The sequence below is a fragment of the Streptomyces sp. NPDC031340 genome, from assembly GCF_055569945.1.
In genome coordinates this window covers 13766-32007 of record NZ_JBVIIE010000053.1, presented here as the reverse complement: position 1 = coordinate 32007, position 18242 = coordinate 13766, and the positions used below count along the sequence as shown (strand labels likewise).

The following is an 18242-nucleotide window of genomic DNA, read 5'->3' as shown; positions in this document are numbered from 1 at the left end:
GGCAGCGGCAGCGATCAGGCGTCCTTCTTCAGCTTGAACGACCACAGCCCGGTGACCTTGTTGCTGCCCTTCTTGCCGTCGCCCGCCTTGATGGAGACCAGGGTCGAGTTGCCCTGGGCGCCGTACTGGGCGTTGAAGAAGACGCTGCCGGGGATGGTGCGGTAGGTCTTGGTGCTGTCCTCGGTGAGCGGCTGGCCGTTCATCAGGATCGTCCACCGCTTGTCGGCGATGTCGGGGTCGACGCCGAAGCGGACGGTCTCGTCGGGGTCGACCTTGATGGACTTGATGTCCTTGTCCTTCAGGCACTTCGTCAGGTCCGCGACGCTCAGGCCCTCGCCCTCGCCACCGCACGTGGCCTCCTCGCTGACCGAGGAGGAGCCGACCGTGATCGTGGACAGCGGCGTCGGCTTGTCACAGGCCGACAGGACGAGCAGTCCGGCACAAACGGCGCCGGCGGCGGCGACGGCGCGGCGGCGTCGCACAGCGGATTGCATCGAGGTCATGGCCGAAGGCTATCGGGCGGCCCCGGCGCCACGACCACGCGGGGTACGACGTGCCCGCCCGTTACGCCACGCGGGGCCGTGCGGAGCCGCCGCGCCGGGCCGACCCGATCAGCCCGCGGAAGGTGGTGACCCACCCCAGGGCGAGGACCGCGGCGGCCACGCACAGGCCCGCCGTGCCGTTCAGCGGCATCACTATGCCTATCGCGCCGCCCAGCACCCACGACACCTGCATCAGCGTCTCCGAGCGGGCGAACGCCGAGGTGCGCACCAGCTCGGGCACGTCCCGCTGGATCAGCGCGTCCAGCGACAGCTTCGCCAGCGCCTGCGAGAACCCGGCGACCGCGGCCAGGCACGCCACCAGGAACGCGCTGAAGAACACCGCCGCCGTGATCGCCGCACCCAGCACGACCGCCAGCACCGTCACGATGATGATCTCCGGCGCCCGGGCGCGCAGCCACGCCCCGACCGCCGTGCCGAGCGCGTTGCCCGCGCCCGCCGCGACGGCCACCATGCCCAGCGACACGGCCGCGCTGGAGCCGGTCAGCGGGTGCTCGCGCAGCAGAAAGGCGAGGAAGAACGTCAGGAAGCCCGACAGCCAGCGCAGGGCGGCGTTCGCGCCGAGCGCGTGGGTGACCGCGAGACCGACCGTCCTGAGGCCAGGGCGCTTGACCGGCTTGAGGTGCGGCCCGTGCAGATGCGCCTCGTCCGCGGCGAGCAGCGCCACGTCCTCGCCCTTGGCGGAGTCGACCTTCGGCGGCAGCGAGAAGGACAGGAACGTGCCCGCGACGAAGATCACGAAGGCGCCGTAGAGCGGCCAGCGCGGACCGATGGCGTGCAGCCCGGCGCCGATGGGGGCGGCCACCGCGGTGGCCAGCAGCCCGCCGAGGGTGACCCGCGAGTTCGCCTTCACCAGCGAGAACTTCGGCGGCAGCAGACGCGGCACCACGGCGCTCCTGACGACGCCGTACGCCTTCGAGGCGACCAGCACGCCCAGCGCCGCCGGATACAGCTGGAGGCTGCCGGTGGCGACGGCGCCGGCGATGATCAGCGCGAGCAGCGCCCGGGCCAGCATCGCGCCCGCCATCGCGGCGCGGCGGCCGTGCGGCAGACGGTCGAGCAGCGGCCCGATCACCGGCGCGAGGACGGTGAAGGGCGCCATGGTTATGGCCAGGTAGAGCGCGACCCGTCCGCGCGCCTCGTCGGTCGGCACGGAGAAGAAGACGGTGGAGGCCAGGGCGATCGTGATCATCACGTCGCCGGCGCCGTTCACGCCGTGCAGTTCGATCAGCTTGCCCAGGCCGGACTCGCCCGCGCCGTGCGCGTGGGTGGCCTTCCTGATCCCGCGCACGGTCCCGGTGAACGGGAAGTGCAGGGCACGGCCGACCGCGCGGACGGACCCGCCGAACCGGCCCGAACCGCCACTCCGGCCCTTCCCCCTGACCCCGCCCGCACCGGCGGTCCCCTGGGGCGTCCTTGCGGCTGCCACGACGCAATAGTGCCCCGACAACGGTGTGCGTAGTGCGGTTACCGCGCGTATGGAGCCGACCGGTCTCGTGGAGAGGGACCTTTTCCGACCCGTCGGTGTAGGCCGCGCGCACGCGAGAAGGTAGCGTGCCTATCTCAGCCATCCCGCAGAATGGATGGCAGAGGTGCGCCCGAGCGCGATCGGGCGCGGACGTCGACGCGGTCCCCGGGTCCGCTCCGTCCGCCCCGCCGCCGCCAGGCAGCCGCACCTGTGAGACGGCGTAGGAGAGAAGCGATACCTGTGAGCGCAGCGACCACGCGAAGCCGCACCCCCGACCGCCTGTGCGCCGAGGCAGTCGACCTCGCCCGCGCCACAGCCGAGGAGGCCGCCGCGCCGGGGATCGTCGGCGAGCACGAGGGGCTCGTGTCCGAGGGCGACCGCGTCGTCACGCACTTCTTCGCCTGCAAGGAACTCGGCTACCGCGGCTGGCGCTGGGCGGTGACCGTGGCCCGCGCCTCCCGCGCCAAGGTCGTCACGGTCGACGAGGTGGTGCTGCTGCCCGGCCCGGACGCCGTGCTCGCGCCGGAGTGGGTGCCGTGGAGCGAGCGGCTGCGCCCCGGCGACATGGGGCCCGGCGACCTGCTGCCCACCGACGCCGAGGACCTGCGCCTGGAGCCCGGCTTCACCGGCGAGGACGAGCCGGCGCCGAACGCCGCCGTCTCCGAGGACATGGCCGAGCTGGCCGAGGCGGAGGACGCGGAGGTCACGGCGGGCGCCCCGGCCACCCTGCCCGTCGTCCCGTCCCGCGGCTCCATCGCGGCCGTCGCCGAGGAACTGGGCATGCGCCGCGCCCGCGTCCTGTCCCGGTACGGCCTGCACACCGCCGCGGACCGCTGGGAGGACGCCTACGGCTCCAAGACCCCGATGGCCCAGGCGGCACCGGCGTCCTGCGTCAGCTGCGGCTTCCTGGTCCGCATCGGCGGCTCCCTCGGGCAGGCCTTCGGCGTGTGCGCCAACGAGTTCTCCCCGGCCGACGGCCGCGTGGTCTCCCTGGCCTACGGCTGCGGCGGCCACTCCGAGGCCGCGGTCATGCCGAAGACGCCCCAGCCGGCCCCGCCGGTGATCGACGAGACCAAGGTCGACGTCTTCCCCCTCCGCCCGGCCCCGGACTCCGGCTCGGTCCCGTCCGTCACGGACGAGGCCGCGGCGGAACTGGGCCACTCGTAGCCCCCGGGCGGCCCGCCGGGACCCGGCGGGCCCGCGCACACCCGGGCCCGGGCACGGCTCACCGCTCCGTGAAGATCTCCTCGGCGGTGGGGGCGGTCACGGCGCGTCGGTGCCAGCGGCTCAGGGTCTCGAGGTCGTCACCCCCGATGACCCGCTCGCGAACGGCTTCGGGGACCTCGATGCCCCGCACCTCCAGCACCTCCAGGACGTCCCAGGCGGCCCGCTGAGCCTGCCCCTCGACGCGGCCTTCCTCCCGGATTTCTTGGGATAGGGGCAATTTGTGGAAGGAGAGGTCCACGGCCACCAGCTTCCTCCAGATATCTGCGGCGGGGTTTTTGCCAAGCCCTTGTGCAACGAGTCCGACGATCGGGTTGGCGAGCGCCGCAGGCTCGTCCCGCAGAGCTGCGGTCATCGCTTTGAGCATGGTCTCGATGGCCGGATTCGCGGCGTGGGTGATGGCGGACAGCGCGGCGAGTGCGAGGTCCTCGCGGATCTCGGCCGGGTCGGTGAGCACCGGCATGCTGCGTGGTCCCGTGACCAGCGGATGCAGGGTGAGCAGGGGCGACTGGGGAGGACCGATGACCACCGGGCGCGCCGCCCATGCCACGATGGCGGGATCCTGGCAGAGGACCAGCAGCATCGGCTGCAACCGGTACTTCATGAGCAGGTAGGACGCGTAGTGCGCCCAGCTCGCGGGCTTGTCCGGGTCCTTCGAGCCCTGGGCCTCGACCGCCAGGAGCAGCGGCTCGTCGTGCTCCGTCTCCAGCCTGAGCAGAATGTCGGCCCGGCCTTCCAACGGGTGGGCCGCCTCGGTGACGTCGGTGGGCAGGATGGTGACCGATGTGGGTGGGGTGAAGTCGATGCCCAGCACGTCGGACACCCGGGAGAACAGCCGCGGGTGGTCCTGGAAGATGCGGTGCATCGCCTCGTGGGACGAGCCGACCATGGGGTCTCCTCAGATTCAGAAGGTGGGTTCCGGCGCCGGGAGGCGTACCTCGGCCCAGACGGTCTTGCGCGGGACGCAGCCCTCGGATACGCCCCAGCGGTCGGCGAGCGCCTCGACCAGCAACAGGCCCCGGCCGGATTCGGCGTCGGTGCCGGCGGAGGCGGGGCGGGGCCGGGGCAGTTCGTCGCCCCGGGTGTCGGTGACCTCGATGCGGAGCGTGTCGGCCACGACGTGGAGCGTGAGCCGGAAGTCCCGTCCCGGTACGCGGCCGTGGGTCGCCGCGTTGACGGCCAGCTCCGCGATGATCTGGCGGGCGGGGTCCAGCGGCAGGCCCCAAGAACGGAGTTGTTCCACCCCGAGCAGCCGGGCGAGGCGGGCGCCGCGTGGCGTCGGGGAGAGCTGCAGGCTGAAGTTGCGCATGGGGGCGGCGGGTTCGGCGGTTTGCTGATTCACGTCACTCAGCGTGGCGGTGTCTGCTTATCGTGGATAGTGACTCAATGAGTACGTACGGTCACTGTCCGGAGCTTGTCCGGTGCTGTCGGGGCTTTGCCGACGGTTGGTACGGGTAGGGCGCCGGGTGCGCGTCACGGACGGTTCCGAGGGAGAGGTGCGGCATGACGGCAGTCGAGGCGGAGGCGGGGCGGCTCAAGGACGAGGCGGACGAGCCGGGCTGGGAGGTCGACCCGGACGACGAGTGGGGCGTCGCGGTCATCACCACGGTGGGGCGGCAGGTGAAGCTGCGGCGCGAGGCGGTGGGGATGAGGGCCGCCGAGTTCGGGAGGGCGGTCGGCTACGGCGAGGACATGGTCTACAAGATCGAGGGCGGCAAGCGGATCCCCCGGCAGGAGTTCCTGGACAAGGCGGACGAGGTCCTGGAGGCGGGCGGGCTGATCGCGGCGACGTGGGAGGACGTGAAAAAGGTCCGGTACCCGAAGAAGGTGCGGGCACTGGGCAAGTTGGAAGCGCAAGCGGTTGAGATTGGCCTGTACGAGTGCAACATCATCCCGGGTCTGTTGCAGACCCCGGAGCATGTGCGGGCTCTGATCACGGCAGCACAGCCGCCGTACTCGCCCGATGACGTGGAACGCATGGTGGCCGCGCGATTGGCCCGGCGATCGGTCTTCGAACGCGATCCCGCTCCCTCCATCCACTTCGTGGTGGAAGAGGCGCCCCTGCGACGACAGATTGCGGGCACAATGGCGTGGCGGCAGCAACTCGAACATCTGCTGGAGGTGGGGCGGTTGAACCACGTCACGCTTCAGGTCATGCCGACGAACACCGAAGCCCACCCGGGCTTGGACGGCAGGATCGAGCTGCTGAAGTTCCCGGATGGCACGGCTGTGGGGCGTGCCGACGGCCTGTTCAACAGTCGCCCAGTCTCCGACCCCAGGCAGCTCCGTATCTTGGAGCTGCAATATGGCACCATCCGGGCACAAGCCCTCCCGCCGAGGGAGTCGTTCGCCTTCATCGAGAAACTGCTGGGAGAGACATGATGCGCAAGGCCTCCGCCGGGGGAACCTCCGAACTGGCCTGGTTCAAGAGCAGCTACAGCGGTGGTACCAACGGCGAGTCCTGTGTCGAGATCGCCACTGTTCCCGGCACCGTCCACGTTCGCGACTCCAAGAACGTCGCGGGTCCCCGGCTCGCCTTCGCCCCGGACGCGTGGGAGAAATTCGTCCCGTACGCGTCCGGAGCCTGACCACACCGCTCGGTTCGCCTGCTACTCCACCAGCAGGCGAACCAATTGATCCTCGGCCCGGTGTGCCGGGCGTTCCCGGGAAGCCGCTGGAGGACGGGGGCGGGGAAGCGGGGAGACCGCCTCACCTGTGTCCGGGGGCGCTGTCGAGCGGTACGAGGGCCGTCGGGACGGCGGTGGCGCCTGCGGCCGATGCCAGCGCCCGGCGGTGACGGCGGAGCACCGCGGACTCGCCCAGCAGCAGGGAGCGCGGCTGGTAGGCGGGGCCGTGCAGGGAGCGCTCCAGCGCGGGGAGGTAGTTCCAGCGCACCGCCGGGTGCGCGGAGTGCGCGAAGTGGTACAAGTCGCCGTACGGCAGCCAGGTGCCGCGGGCCAGCAGGGCGAGGAGCGCGTTGCGCGGGTACAGCCGCAGGCAGCGGCCCGCCTCCACGGCGACGGGCGGTCCGGTCACCGGCTCCGGGTCGAACCAGCGGTGCTCGACGAGCAGGGACATCCACGCGAGCTGCGGGTACAGCAGCAGCCGGGGCAGCACCAGGGCGAACACGGCCGCCTCCCAGCCGAAGGCGAGGACCGCAGCCGCCGTCACCGCCACCGGCCCGGCCGCTCGCAGACGTCCGGCGCCGGGCTCCCGCCGGAGGGCGGCCAGGCCGCGCAGGGTGCCGTAGGCGCCGGACGGGGTGAGCGGGTGGACTATGCCGAGCAGGCACCGCGCCGTCGTGACCCCGGGCCGCAGGCCGGCCGCGTGGAGTTCGGCCAGGTTGGGATCGGCTCCGGCGACTGTCGCGTTCGGATGGTGCTCGCGTACGTGCCGACGCCGGCGTACGGACACGGGGACGTAGCCCAGAGGGATGTGGACGGCCGTCTCGGCGAGCAGCGTGTTCAGCCGGCCGCTCCGTGCCAGTACGCCGTGCACCGCGAAGTGGCTGACCTCTTGCAGGTGACGGAATTTCACCGCACCCGCGAGCGCGGCGGCCGCGCAGCCCCAGGGGCCACCGCGCGCGGCCACCCCGCACCATCCGGCGAGCTCCAGCCAGTGCCCCAGCAGCAGAAGTACGGGCGTGACGTCGTTCAGCCGCTCACGCTGGAGCCGCATCACCGAACGGAGCGAGTCGGGTGTGTGCCGTCCCCGCGCCGGGCTGAACCACCACCGGTCCGCCTGCCGCAGAGCGATCCCCACCGTGACAGCCAACAGACCGGCCGACAGCGCCCCCAACGTCGTCCCCTTCCCCTCGTCCCTCACTGGGAGCGGCACGGGGGCGGGGACTGCCGTCGGGACAGTGCCCGGCCGGCGGTCAGACCTCGGTCGGGTGGATGCCCGCCTCGTGCAGCACCTTCAGGTTTTCCCGGCTCAGCTCCGCGAACGCGCTGATTTCCGCCATGTGTGCGGCACCCGCGTACTCCACCGGGCCGTCACCCAGCAGCACCGCGGGGTCGAGTTCCGCCTCGTACACGACGGTGGCGTTGCCCTCCAGTACCGGCTGCCACACGCCCCCGGTCGTCTGGAGGAAGCTCCGGGCGACACCTCCGGGGTTGCGCACGGTCACCGGCAGCTCCGGATCGACCAGCCCGAGCCGGGACAGGGTGGCACGGGAGGCCGCGATGCCCGAGCCGCACGACGGCGTCAGCCCGGCCCCCCGCTCGTAGGTGTGGATGAACACCTCGTCGTCCGCCAGCGGCAGCACGAAGGAGAGATTGGCACCGATCGGGAACACCTCCGGTGATCCGGCGACGCGCCGCCCGGTCTCGATCAGCTCGGCCTCGTCGTACGCGTCGATCACCGTGATCAGGTGCGAGTTCGGCACCGCGACCGCTGTCACGTGGCGCGACGGGTGGAAGGCCGGAAGCAGCCGGTCCACGTACTCGCCGTGCGGTCCCGCCTCCGCCACGATCGGCTCGCCCGGAGCGAAATCGACGGCGGGCAGCTCCACCGACACCTGCCGCACGCCGTGGGACGTACGCCCCCGGTCGCGCACCGTGAAGGAGTACGGCCCCTGCTCCACGACGACGGAATCCGCCTGGTGCCGGTCCAGCAGTATCCGGCCCGCGCACCGCATCCCGTTGCCGCACAGCAGCGCCTCGGACCCGTCCGGGTTGTAGAACCAGGCCCTCGCCGTACCGTCGCCGTGATCGGCGACGAAGTACACGCCGTCACCGCCCAGCCCTCGCCTGCGGTCGCACAGCAGCCCTACGGCCCGGGTCAGCTCGTCCGCCGAGAAGTGGTCGAGCGGGGCACCGTCCACCACGAAGATGTCGTTCCGGGAACCGTGGGCCTTGGTGAGCGAGAGAGTGGACATCACGTACTTTCCGTCGCGCTGTGACTTCGCGCCGTCCCGCGAGGTCCGGACCGGCCGTGGTCCCATGCTAGCGAAAACCGTTCGATGTCACGGAACGTGACGGACGGGGGAGGTGTGCGACGAGCCGAGCGGATCTCAGAGACGGGCCGCCGTTCCACGGACGGCAGCGGCGTCCCACGTCCCGGCGTCCAGCATGGGCCGGACGGTCGACTCGTAGGACTGGAGGGCGAACGGTGCCGAGTCCGGGCCATGCCCCCAGACGGACTCGAAACGGCCCGCCCAGCGCTCGACGTGCTTGAAGTACACGGAGCTGCGGCCCCGCCGGTAGTCGGCGTCTCCCTGCTCCTCCTCCAGGAGGACCGCCGCCTTCGACACCACGACGAAGTCCACGGCCTGGTCGGCCCGCAACCGGTCCCGCACGGCAAGCGCACACTGCACGCCCAATGAGCGGTGGTGATCGACGAGCTGGAGGAAGGAGCGGGCGAAGTCCTCCCTGGTGAGGTCGTCCTGCCGACAGATGAACAGGCGTTGGACGGTCCCTCCCGCCTCGATCAGCCGCCGGTTGGCGGCCAGATACTCCCGCCGCTGCGTCAGCAAGTCGGGGCTGGTGGTGAGGTCTGCCGCCAGGACCCGCTTGGGTTCGGTCCGGGAGTCGATGAGGGCCTGGAAGAGCAGTACGGACAGCCGGGGCACCTCGGACGCGTACACCTGGAGATGTCCGTCGGCGATCTCACCGAACCCCGCGATGAGTTCCCGTTCCAGCTGTTCACGGACCAGCGCGAAGTACCGGGCGTCCGCCATGTGCCGGTCGTTGGCCCGGCGGAGCTGGATGTAGATGCGGCGCAACCACATGTGGTTGGCGACCATGAGCAGCAGCAGTACGGTCTCCGCCGCCAGCAGGAGGTCCTTGAGCATGCTCTTCTCGGCGACCCAGGCCGCGACGGGAATAGCGATACCGGCGAGGCCCACCAGTGCGTTCAGCACCTGGGACGACAATGCCTCCGCCACACGCGCACTGAGGTCCCGGCGTGGCTGTGTGGTGGTTGTCATGCGCTTCATCCCCCTGGCGAGTGCACAGTCGCCCTACATCTTCGGTGCTCTGGTTACGGACAGGCAAGGGCTCTTTGCAGCCAGTGACGGCGTCCCGGTTGCTCGGTACCCCTGGCCAGTGACTCCGGCAGGGAGCGAGCCCCGGGCGGCGACTGCCGGTTCCGGTGAGTCCAGGGGCTGATTCGGCCCCGTCCGCCCGCGCTTCGGGCGGGCGGCGCGTCCGCGCTCCGTGGGCGGTACCTTCGTGGTCACGCCGACGATGGAGAATGAACGTGAGCAAGTTCGTGCGGCCGGCGGCCGAGGGGGCCGATCCGTTCGGTACGGCCCGTCTGCGCCGCGGTGTACTCGACGCCTGGGCCACCAGTCCCGCCCGGTTCCGTGAGGACGCCAACGCCGAGGAGGAGCTCGTCCTCGGCGGCTACCGGGACCGGCTCGTGGTCGAGCTGGCCCAGAACGCCGCCGACGCCGCCGCCCGGGCCGGCGTGCCCGGCCGGCTGCGCCTCACCCTCCGCGACGGCGTCCTCGCCGCCGCCAACACCGGCGCCCCCCTCGACGCGGCCGGCGTCGAGTCGCTGGCCACCCTGCGCGCCTCCGCCAAGCGGGACACCCCGTCGGTCGGCCGGTTCGGCGTCGGCTTCGCGGCCGTCCTCGCCGTCACCGACGAGCCCGCGGTCCTCGGCCGCCACGGCGGGGTGCGCTGGTCCCTCGCCGAGGCCCGCGACCTGGCCCAGGACGTCGCGCGGCACAGCCCCGGGCTCGGCGACGAGATCCGGCGCCGGGACGGCCACGTTCCGCTGCTGCGGCTGCCGTTCGCCGCCGAGGGCAGCGCACCCGGCCCGTACGACACCGTCGTCGTCCTGCCGCTGCGCGACGCGGCCGCCGCCGCCCTCGCCGAGCGCCTGCTGGAGGCCGTGGACGACGCCCTGCTGCTCGCCCTGCCCGGTCTGGCGGAGGTCGTCGTCGAGACGGACGACACCGTGCGCACCCTGAGCCGGACCGACGACGGCCCCTTCACGGTCGTCGAGGACTCCGTGCACGGCACGACCCGCTGGCGTACCGCCGTGGCGCACGGCCCGCTCACCCCCGACCTGCTCGTCGACCGCCCCGTCGAGGAGCGCCTGCGCCCGCACTGGTCGGTCACCTGGGCCGTCCCGGCGGAGCCCGACGGCGGCCCGGCCCGCCCGCGCACCGCGCCAGTGGTGCACGCGCCCACCCCCAGCGACGAGCCGCTCGGCGTCCCGGCCCTGCTCATCGCCTCCTTCCCGCTGGACAGCACCCGCCGGCACGCGGCCCCCGGCCCGCTGACCGACTTCCTGGTGCAGCGCGCGGCGGACGCCTACGCCGGGCTGCTCGCCGAGTGGCGCCCGGTCGGCGAGGGCGTCATCGGGCTGGTGCCCGGCCCGCTGGGCAAGGGGGAGCTGGACGGGTCGCTGCGCGCGGCGATCCTCGAACGCCTCCCGCGCACCGCCTTCCTGCCGCCCGCCCACCCGGCGGCCCCGCCCGCCGAGGACCACGAACCCGAGCTTCCCGAGGCGCTGCGCCCGCGGGACGCCGAGGTCGTCGAGGGCGCCGGCGGCGACACCGTGCGGGTGCTCGCCGAGGTGCTGCCGATGCTGCTGCCCGCCGGCCTTGAGCGGCGCGTGGAGCTCCGCACGCTGGGCGTGGCGAGGGTGCCCCTGACCGACGCCGTCGACCGGCTGGCGGGCCTGGAGAAGGAGCCCGGCTGGTGGTGGCGGCTGTACGACAGCCTGGCCGGCGTCGACCCGGACCGGCTCTCCGGCCTGCCCGTGCCGCTCGCCGACGGGCGGACCACCATCGGGCCCCGGCAGGTCCTGCTGCCCGTCCCGGACGCCGCCGGCATCGACCCGGAGGTGCTGGCCCGGCTCGGCCTGAAGGTCGCCCACCCGGATGCCGCGCACCCCCTGCTGGAGAAGCTCGGCGCGCTGCCCGCGACGCCGCGCGCCGTCCTCACCACCCCGCAGGTGCGGGCCGCCGTCGCCGCCTCCCTCGACGACGAGGGCGCGCTGGACTGGGAGCGGGACGCGCCGGACGCGGAGGAGCTGGCCGACCTGGTCCTGGCGCTCGTCCGGGACGCCGGCCTGCTCCCCGGCGACGAGCCCTGGCTCGGCGCCCTCGCGCTGCCCGACGAGGACGGCGAACTCGCCCCCGCCGGCGAACTAGTGCTCCCCGGCAGCCCCTTCGCCCAGGTCGTCCGCGAGGGCGAACTCGCCGCCGTCGACGCCGAACTGGCCCGCAAGTGGGGCGAACAGCCGCTCGCCGCCTGCGGGGTGCTCGCCGACTTCGCGCTGGTCCGCGCGACGGACGTGGTCCTCGACCCGGACGAGCTGGAGCCCCGCGAAGGGGACTTCGCCGAACCCGACGACGCCGGGCTGCTGGACGCCGTCGACGTGTGGTGCGAGGACGTCCTCGACCGCTTCCCCGACTCGCCGGTGCCGCCGGTCGCCACGGAACTGGTCGCCGTGCGCGACCTGGACCTGGTGGACGACGACCGGTGGCCGCAGGCGCTCGCCCTGCTGTCCCGGCCGCCGCTGCGCGACGCGATCGTCCAGCCGGTGCGCGTCCTGCTGCCGGACGGCACGCACGAGGTGGTACGGCCGTACACGGCCTGGTGGCTGCGCGGGCATCCGGTGATCGACGGGCGGCGGCCCGCCGGCCTCCTCGCGGCCGGCGGCGACCCGCTGCTGCGCGGGCTGTACGACGAGGCCGACGCGACCGGCTTCGACGACGAGCAGGTGCTGCGGGCGCTCGGCGTACGGACCTCGGTGGCCGCGCTGCTGGCCGAGCCGGGCGGCGCCGCCGAACTGCTCGACCGGCTCGCCGACCCCGACCGCGAGGTCACCGGCGCCCAACTGCACGCCCTCTACGGTGAGCTGGCCGAGCTCGATCCGGAACAGGTCACCCTGCCGGACGAGGTGCGGGCCGTCGTCGACGGGCGGGTCGAGGTGGTGGACGCCGCCGACGCCGTGGTCTGCGACTCGCCCGACCTGCTGCCCTTCACCCAGGGCGTCCCGCTGCTGCCGGTACGGCCGGCCCGGGCGGCCGAACTGGCCGAGCTGTTCCAGGTGCGGCGGCTGAGCGAGTCGGTCACCGGCGAGGTCGACTCCGAGGGCGCCGAGCACGACGTACCGGAGCCGGTGCGGGTGCTGCTCGGGGCGCGGACCCCCGAGACGTACGTCGAGCACGACGAACTCGTCGTGGACGGAGTGGAGTTGGACTGGCGGCTGACGAACGACGGCGTCCTGCACGCCGCGACGCTGGAGGGCGTCGCCGCCGGACTCGCCTGGGCCGCCGGACAGTGGCCGCGCCGCTTCGAGGTCGCGGCCCTGCTGGAGGACCCGTCACGCACTCAGGAACTGGCCCGGGACCGGTGGTTCGACTGACCGCGGGGAGCCATGACGTGACCGTCTCCAAACTTTCTGAGTAATTTCTACTCTTGCCGTACAACCTTTCTCCTCGATCCCCGGTCTGATCGTGTGAGCCAACAGGCTCGACGATCGCTTGGGCCCCGGCGGGACGACGCGCCGTGGGGGACGACCACCGTCGGGGCCCTTTTCTTCACCAACGGGGATCTCATGCGCATTCGAGCCATCGGAGCCGGCGCCTTGGGCGCCCTTGCCCGCTCCGCCGACGCCGCGCCCGCCGCGCACACCGACGGCGGGTCCGGCGACACCACGGTCACCGAGGTCGTCGTGGACGGCGGCGGCCGCTCCGACGTGCGATAGCAGCGGCGGTCACTCCCCTTTTCCCTTCGCCGGACGCCCCGCACGCGCAGGGTCCCGGCGTCCCACTTTCCCACCCGAGGAAATACATGCGTATTCGCGCCACCGTGGCCGCCGTATCCGGCGCCCTGGCCCTGTCCGCCCTCGCCGCGCCGGCCGCCCTGGCCGCCGACGCCCCGACGGTTCCCGCGGGCGTCGCGGGCGCCGCCAAGGCCGCCCACTCCACCTCCGGCAAGAGCGCCTTCAGCACCGCCGCGACCGGCACCCCGTACGTCCTCGACGCGTCCTTCTCGAACGTCAAGGTCAACAAGGGCAAAAACATCGCCGTCGGCACCACCAACGTCGTCAAGGCGCCGGTGTCCTTCACCCTGACCCACGCCGTGGACGTCGACATCCACGCCGACGACTTCGTCTCCGCCATCGAGCTGTACCGGGGCACGTCCTTCGAGGACGAGATCTGGTGGTTCGACAGCGACGTGGCGAACTGCACGGACACCTCCACCACCGTCGCCTCCTGCACCGCCACGGTCGAGATCGACCCGGCGGAGCTGCTGAACGAGGACGCCGGCTCCTGGAAGGCGGCCGGCTTCGCCGTCGCGTTCAACGGCGAGGACCCGAACAACCCGAACCTGGACAACGTCGGCGTCGCCGTCACCGACCAGGTCGCGGCCTTCAAGCTGCAGCGCTTCTCCAAGCTGACGGTCAACGCCGCCCCGGAGCCGGTGAAGAAGGGCAAGACCGTCACCGTCACCGGCAACCTGACCCGTGCCAGCTGGGACGACGGCAAGTACCACGGCTACGCCAACCAGTCGGTGAAGCTGCAGTTCCGCAAGAAGAGCTCCAGCACCTACACCACGCTGAAGACCATCAAGTCCAGCTCCACGGGCACCCTGAAGACGACGACCACGGCGACGGTCGACGGCTACTACCGCTACAGCTTCGCGGGCACCACGACCACCCCGGCGGTCAGCGCCGCGGGTGACTACGTCGACGTGCAGTAAGCACGCGCCGGCATGACGAGCGGCGGCCGCACCCGGCTGGGGACCCCGGGGGCGGCCGCCGTTTTTCGCGTTTCGCAACGACTTCGCAAGGTCACGGCAAGTGCGGGGCGCGAGCTTGACCATCCGCGCCCCAAATCCGTCCGGGCGCTACTGCCGCATCAGGCGATGTTCGCCATGTCGGTGACGGCGCGTAGGCGCCGGTCGCCGGCATGGCGGTTTCGCCAGATGATGTAGCGGCGGATCATGCTGCCCTGCTCCTTGTGGTCGGCGTGGTCGGTGCCGTCGAGGGTGAAGTAGCGCAGGGCGGTCAACTGGGCCTCGATGCGGTTGAGCCAGGAGCTGTTGGTCGGGGTGTAGGCGATCTCGACATTGTTCGCCGCGGCCCAGGTGCCGACCCGCCGGCACTTCTCCGTGGTCAGGTGCGGGGAGTAGTTGTCACAGATGATCGCGATGCGGACTTCGGGCGGGTAGAGGCTGCGCAGGTAGCGGCAGAACTCCACAAACTGGGTGCGCCTCTTGACCGGCTTGATGTGGCCGTAGAGCTTGTCCTTGGCCAGGTCCAGGGCGGCGAACAGGTGCCGTACTCCGCCGTAGCGGTTGTAGGTCGCCCGCCGCCTGCGGCGTGGTTCACGGCCGGGGTCCTTGTGCTTGCCGCCGCGCTCGGCCCATTGCCGGCCTGGGTGGGGCATCAGGTTGAGCGGTCCGAACTCGTCCATGCAGAAGACCACTTCGGGCTCGCCGTCCTCGGGTACGACCTCGCCGTCAGCGATTGCGTAGAGGTGTTCGACACGGGCGTTCTTGGCTGCGTAGTCGGGGTCGCGGGAGGTCATCCAGGTCTTCAGGCGTTGAAAGGAGACGCCTTCCTCGCGGAGCAGGATGCGCAGGCCCTCGTGGCTGATGTCGTCGACCATCCGACCGAGCACGACCTGCCGTTCTCCACCTGGAGTCTGACCAAGCTGGCGGACTCAACTGAAGGAACGCGGCTATGAGGGCGGCACCACCGTGGTCCGTCACTACGTCAGCCGGCTTCGCGAAGCCTTCCCCCCGGCCGGCCCACCCCGTCGTTATCCCACGGTCCGGGACGTCACCAGTTGGCTCACCCGCCACCCCGACAGCCTTGACGAGGATGAGTCGACGCAGGTGAAGGAACTGCTGGCCCGCTGCCCGGCCCTCGCCCGCACCGCCGAGCACGTTCGCGCTTTCGCCGAACTCATGAACAACCGGCAGGGCCGACTCCTCCACCGGGCGATCGCCGATGTCCGAAGCGACGACCTCCCTGACCTGCACACTTTCGTCAACGGCCTCGGCCAGGACCTCGACGCTGTCACCGCTGGGCTCACGCTGCCTTACAGCTCGGGAGTCGTTGAGGGGCACAACAACAAGATCAAGATGCTCAAGCGACAGATGTTCGGCCGCGCCAACTTCGACCTCCTCCGCAAACGAGTCCTCCTCGAAGCGGTGGTCGGCCGTTCATGATCGTGGTTTCGGTGACCGTCCGTGGTGCCGGCACGGAAAGTGAGCCAGAACCACGATTCACCCGTCGCCGACAAGATCCGCAGGGCTGCTTGGGCGGGCCTGGGCGGGGGCACGACCCGCACCAGCCGGTTTCCTCGCGCAGACAGCCGGGCTTGTCGCAGCGAGGGCAGGGCTGCTGGGCGGCGAGTTGCTCGGCATTGCGGCGACAGTCCCGGCAGAGCCGGTTGCTGGCCGAGCGGACCGATTCGCCGCACTGGTCGCAGACGTTGCCGCACAAGCACCTGTCGGCGGCAGGTACAGAGCGCGGCCAATAGGGCGCGGAGGGCTGCGGACACTGCGGTGGCCGTCGTGGCGGACGTAGTGCGGGCACGCGTGGAGGGGCAGGCCCTGCCCCGCAGGTCATCTGTCAGCTGTCGGTCGGCTGCAGCGCCCCCACCTCGATGGCACACGCATGCTCTATCGCGACGACCGAAGCCTGGCGGGCGGTGACGTCCGGCGCGCCGGCGCCCGTTTCGGCGTCGAGGGAGTGCGCGTACGTCCGCAGGGCGGAGGCATCCGCCGGCTTCGAGGCCATCGCGGCGAGGTCGGTGAGGACGGACGCCAGCTCGTCGGGCGTGTAACGGCTGTCCTCGGACACCGCGAGCGGCGAGGCCACCGAGCAGAAGAACTACGCGGGCTCCCTCGCCTGCGCGGGTCGTGTGGCTTCGGGATCGGGTTTCGCGCTGCGCAGGACCTGCTCGACCTCGGCGGCAGTCTTCCCGGCGGTCCGCAGGGCCACGGGATCCTCCTCACCGGACACGCGCTGCCGCTCAAGCGCCGAACGGTAGGCGTCGACCGTGATGTCGCCGCCCTCGAACTCGCCCTCGCCGACGCGCCCCTGGTCGTACGGCAGGGCAGCGCCCGATCCCAGCGGCGCCCACACGCCGTCCGCGTAACGGGCGAACGTGATCACGTAAGTGTGGCCGACCTCCAATCGCGACGCGTCCTGTGAGGCCACGCGGACCCGGGCGCCGTCCTTGAGCTGCCATCCGTCGACGGTGACCGAAAGGGCGCCGGGAAGAGTCGGAGCTGCGGGCCGGCCCCACACTCGGTCGGTGACGCGCAGGTCGACCGTCCGCGGCATGTATGTCTCGCCGCCGGCGTCCTCGTCGTCCGTCACGGGGTCGGGCTGCTCGCGTTCCGCCAACACGCGCACGACGGCGACCTGGTCGCCGTACGACACCCAGTCGGTCGCGGAGCGGGAGGGGACACCCTCCTTCGTCTCGGTGAAGCGGACCTGCCCGGTGGTGCGCTCCGCATCGGCGGCCCCGTCGGCGCCGGTCCGGTCGTCGTCGTGCGACGACACCAGGGCGACGGATCCGGCGAGGGCCGCGGCCAGCACAGCCCCCGTGATCTTCGTACGCGTGGTCAGGGCCACGAGACCCCTCCTTGTTCGGTTAAACGGTCGCGGTGGCGCCCTCGTTTCGGGCCGCCGCGACTGTGACGCTGCGGGAGTCCCGTTCGTTCATGCGGCTGCGGTGGGTCCGAGCACTCGGACCCACCGCAGCCTTTTCGTCGTGCTCACCTCGCGGCGATCAGCGTGTTCTCACCGCGTGCCGCTCACTCCGCTTCTTCGACGTCGTTGGGCAGGAGATCGACGTCAATGGAGCAGGCACGTTCGATGCTGAGCACGGTGGCCAGGCGATCTCGACATTGTTCGCCGCGGCCCAGGTGCCGACCCGCCGACACTTCTTCGATGACCCACGGGGCGTACTACGACCCTTCGTCGGACGACTTCGCCAGCGTCCCGATGATCTACAAGGGCAACAGATCCGCAGTTCGCAAGGGGCGCGCAAGGGCCCGGCAACGGCTTCGTCATGCTCACCCCAAATCCGCGTGCGGGCTACAACCCGCCCCGTGCGCCGCGAATCTGATCATGCGAGTCAAGAGACTCCAGATCACATCTCCCACTTGGGGAACGCAATGCGCATACGTGCCACCGTGGCCGCCGTCTCCGGCGCCCTGGCCCTCACCGCCTTCGCCGCGCCGGCCTCGCACGCCGCCGACTCCGTCAGCTACCGGACGGAAGCCGCGAAGATCTTCGCCGCGCACTCCGGCAACACCGCGTTCAGCACCGCCGCCGGCAGCACCGCCACGGACCTGGGTGTCACCTTCTCCAACCTGAAGATCGCCAAGTCGGTCAAGGTCGGCGCCGCCAACCACGTCTCCACCACGGTCACCTACACGATGACCCACGGCGCGAACTACGACCTCTCGTCGGCCGACTTCGACAACGGCCCGATGATCTACAGGGGCTCGGTCGACGCCCCCGACATCATGCTCGGCGGCGACGCGCCCGCCACCTGCACGCCCGTCACCGCCACCACCGCCAACTGCTCGGGCAAGATCGACATCTACCCGTCCGACGGCACCCTGCTGAACTCCGACGCGGGCACCTGGTCGGCCGGTGCGATCGCCCTCCAGTACAGCACCCATGACACCTCCAGGCAGGGCGGCCTCGGCACCACCCTCGTCCGACGCGCGGCCACGTTGACCGTGAACGCCGGCCCGGAGCCCGTCGCCAAGGGCAAGACGGTGACCTCCACGGGCAAGCTGTCCCGGGCCAACTGGGAGGACAACAAGTACCACGGCTACACCAAGCAGCCGGTGAAGCTCCAGTTCCGCCGGGCCGGCACGACCACGTACACCACGCTCAAGACGGTCTACTCGGACTCGTACGGCAACGTGAAGGCCACCGCCACCGCGCAGTACGACGGCTACTGGCGCTTCAGTTTCGCGGGCACCACCACGACGTCGGCCGTCTCGGCCACCGCCGACTACGTCGACGTGAAGTAGCGTCCGGCT

General features: G+C 71.5%; 17 protein-coding genes and 1 pseudogene. 8 read left to right on the top strand and 10 right to left on the bottom strand.

Annotated features, from left to right (window positions below):
• Positions 1–14 precede the first annotated feature (14 nt).
• Positions 15–503, bottom strand: coding sequence for a DUF2771 domain-containing protein (locus tag ACZ5GT_RS31895; protein ID WP_469033179.1), 489 nt, complete (start codon positions 501–503; stop codon positions 15–17).
• Positions 504–564: 61 nt separating this feature from the next.
• The gene (locus tag ACZ5GT_RS31890; protein WP_469033177.1) at positions 565–1989 is read right to left on the bottom strand and encodes an MFS transporter; all 1425 of its coding nucleotides are present in this window, start codon (positions 1987–1989) and stop codon (positions 565–567) included.
• Between the two features lie 279 nt (positions 1990–2268).
• On the opposite strand from ACZ5GT_RS31890, the gene ACZ5GT_RS31885 reads away from it, so the two are divergent.
• Positions 2269–3195 carry a DUF3027 domain-containing protein gene (locus ACZ5GT_RS31885; protein ID WP_469033174.1) on the top strand — a complete coding sequence of 309 codons (927 nt, stop codon included), beginning with the start codon at positions 2269–2271 and terminating at the stop codon, positions 3193–3195.
• Positions 3196–3253: 58 nt separating this feature from the next.
• Here the strand turns inward: ACZ5GT_RS31885 and ACZ5GT_RS31880 are convergent, their stop codons facing one another.
• Both ACZ5GT_RS31880 and ACZ5GT_RS31875 read right to left on the bottom strand, forming a co-directional pair.
• Complete coding sequence (locus tag ACZ5GT_RS31880) at positions 3254–4141, bottom strand: hypothetical protein (RefSeq protein ID WP_469033172.1); 888 nt, start codon at positions 4139–4141, stop codon at positions 3254–3256.
• Between the two features lie 15 nt (positions 4142–4156).
• A complete protein-coding gene (locus ACZ5GT_RS31875) occupies positions 4157–4561 on the bottom strand; it encodes an ATP-binding protein (protein WP_469033235.1) in 405 nt (134 codons plus the stop codon).
• 194 nt (positions 4562–4755) lie between these two features.
• On the opposite strand from ACZ5GT_RS31875, the gene ACZ5GT_RS31870 reads away from it, so the two are divergent.
• The gene (locus ACZ5GT_RS31870) at positions 4756–5634 is read left to right on the top strand and encodes a helix-turn-helix domain-containing protein (RefSeq protein ID WP_360744207.1); all 879 of its coding nucleotides are present in this window, start codon (positions 4756–4758) and stop codon (positions 5632–5634) included.
• Positions 5631–5840, top strand: a complete 210-nt coding sequence (locus ACZ5GT_RS31865; RefSeq protein ID WP_469033170.1) for a DUF397 domain-containing protein — start codon at positions 5631–5633, stop codon at positions 5838–5840. The genes ACZ5GT_RS31870 and ACZ5GT_RS31865 overlap by 4 nt, the downstream gene beginning before the upstream one ends.
• A gap of 121 nt (positions 5841–5961) precedes the next feature.
• Here ACZ5GT_RS31865 and ACZ5GT_RS31860 read toward each other — a convergent pair whose 3' ends face one another.
• The 3 genes from ACZ5GT_RS31860 to ACZ5GT_RS31850 all read right to left on the bottom strand — a co-directional run bounded on the left by ACZ5GT_RS31860 (position 5962) and on the right by ACZ5GT_RS31850 (position 9181).
• Positions 5962–7014 carry a fatty acid desaturase gene (locus ACZ5GT_RS31860; RefSeq protein WP_469033168.1) on the bottom strand — a complete coding sequence of 351 codons (1053 nt, stop codon included), beginning with the start codon at positions 7012–7014 and terminating at the stop codon, positions 5962–5964.
• Positions 7015–7129: 115 nt separating this feature from the next.
• On the bottom strand, positions 7130–8131 hold the full coding sequence (gene dapF, locus ACZ5GT_RS31855; protein WP_469033166.1) for a diaminopimelate epimerase: 1002 nt from the start codon (positions 8129–8131) through the stop codon (positions 7130–7132).
• Between the two features lie 135 nt (positions 8132–8266).
• Positions 8267–9181, bottom strand: coding sequence for a hypothetical protein (locus tag ACZ5GT_RS31850; protein ID WP_469033163.1), 915 nt, complete (start codon positions 9179–9181; stop codon positions 8267–8269).
• 272 nt (positions 9182–9453) lie between these two features.
• Here ACZ5GT_RS31850 and ACZ5GT_RS31845 point away from each other — a divergent pair, with 272 nt between their 5' ends.
• The 3 genes from ACZ5GT_RS31845 (at position 9454) to ACZ5GT_RS31835 (ending at position 13922) form a co-directional block, all read left to right on the top strand.
• On the top strand, positions 9454–12582 hold the full coding sequence (locus ACZ5GT_RS31845) for a sacsin N-terminal ATP-binding-like domain-containing protein (RefSeq protein WP_469033160.1): 3129 nt from the start codon (positions 9454–9456) through the stop codon (positions 12580–12582).
• Between the two features lie 192 nt (positions 12583–12774).
• Complete coding sequence (locus ACZ5GT_RS31840) at positions 12775–12924, top strand: hypothetical protein (protein WP_469033157.1); 150 nt, start codon at positions 12775–12777, stop codon at positions 12922–12924.
• Positions 12925–13010: 86 nt separating this feature from the next.
• Complete coding sequence (locus ACZ5GT_RS31835; RefSeq protein WP_469033153.1) at positions 13011–13922, top strand: hypothetical protein; 912 nt, start codon at positions 13011–13013, stop codon at positions 13920–13922.
• 158 nt (positions 13923–14080) lie between these two features.
• Here the strand turns inward: ACZ5GT_RS31835 and ACZ5GT_RS31830 are convergent.
• Positions 14081–14833, bottom strand: a pseudogene (locus tag ACZ5GT_RS31830) (transposase); the annotation flags it as partial.
• Positions 14834–14924: 91 nt separating this feature from the next.
• On the opposite strand from ACZ5GT_RS31830, the gene ACZ5GT_RS31825 reads away from it, so the two are divergent.
• Positions 14925–15398: an ISL3 family transposase gene (locus ACZ5GT_RS31825; protein ID WP_469033151.1), complete on the top strand. Its 474-nt coding sequence runs from the start codon at positions 14925–14927 to the stop codon at positions 15396–15398.
• Between the two features lie 406 nt (positions 15399–15804).
• Here the strand turns inward: ACZ5GT_RS31825 and ACZ5GT_RS31820 are convergent, their stop codons facing one another.
• Together ACZ5GT_RS31820 and ACZ5GT_RS31815 are read right to left on the bottom strand one after the other, a co-directional pair.
• On the bottom strand, positions 15805–16053 hold the full coding sequence (locus ACZ5GT_RS31820; protein WP_469033149.1) for a hypothetical protein: 249 nt from the start codon (positions 16051–16053) through the stop codon (positions 15805–15807).
• Positions 16054–16065: 12 nt separating this feature from the next.
• The gene (locus tag ACZ5GT_RS31815; RefSeq protein ID WP_469033146.1) at positions 16066–16815 is read right to left on the bottom strand and encodes a hypothetical protein; all 750 of its coding nucleotides are present in this window, start codon (positions 16813–16815) and stop codon (positions 16066–16068) included.
• Positions 16816–17360: 545 nt separating this feature from the next.
• Between ACZ5GT_RS31815 and ACZ5GT_RS31810 the strand changes: the two genes are divergently transcribed.
• Entirely contained in the window at positions 17361–18233 is an 873-nt protein-coding gene (locus tag ACZ5GT_RS31810; protein ID WP_469033145.1) for a hypothetical protein, read from the top strand.
• Positions 18234–18242: the final 9 nt, after the last annotated feature.

What these genes read in the sequence shown, in the direction of transcription:
- ACZ5GT_RS31875 (WP_469033235.1), bottom strand. Translation starts at nt 4,561, where the DNA reads ATGCGCAACTTCAGCCTGCAGCTCTCCCCGACGCCACGCGGCGCCCGC.
- ACZ5GT_RS31870 (WP_360744207.1), top strand. Translation starts at nt 4,756, where the DNA reads ATGACGGCAGTCGAGGCGGAGGCGGGGCGGCTCAAGGACGAGGCGGAC.
- ACZ5GT_RS31840 (WP_469033157.1), top strand. Translation starts at nt 12,775, where the DNA reads ATGCGCATTCGAGCCATCGGAGCCGGCGCCTTGGGCGCCCTTGCCCGC.
- dapF (WP_469033166.1), bottom strand. Translation starts at nt 8,131, where the DNA reads ATGTCCACTCTCTCGCTCACCAAGGCCCACGGTTCCCGGAACGACATC.
- ACZ5GT_RS31865 (WP_469033170.1), top strand. Translation starts at nt 5,631, where the DNA reads ATGATGCGCAAGGCCTCCGCCGGGGGAACCTCCGAACTGGCCTGGTTC.
- ACZ5GT_RS31850 (WP_469033163.1), bottom strand. Translation starts at nt 9,181, where the DNA reads ATGACAACCACCACACAGCCACGCCGGGACCTCAGTGCGCGTGTGGCG.
- ACZ5GT_RS31895 (WP_469033179.1), bottom strand. Translation starts at nt 503, where the DNA reads ATGACCTCGATGCAATCCGCTGTGCGACGCCGCCGCGCCGTCGCCGCC.
- ACZ5GT_RS31835 (WP_469033153.1), top strand. Translation starts at nt 13,011, where the DNA reads ATGCGTATTCGCGCCACCGTGGCCGCCGTATCCGGCGCCCTGGCCCTG.
- ACZ5GT_RS31810 (WP_469033145.1), top strand. Translation starts at nt 17,361, where the DNA reads ATGCGCATACGTGCCACCGTGGCCGCCGTCTCCGGCGCCCTGGCCCTC.
- ACZ5GT_RS31880 (WP_469033172.1), bottom strand. Translation starts at nt 4,141, where the DNA reads ATGGTCGGCTCGTCCCACGAGGCGATGCACCGCATCTTCCAGGACCAC.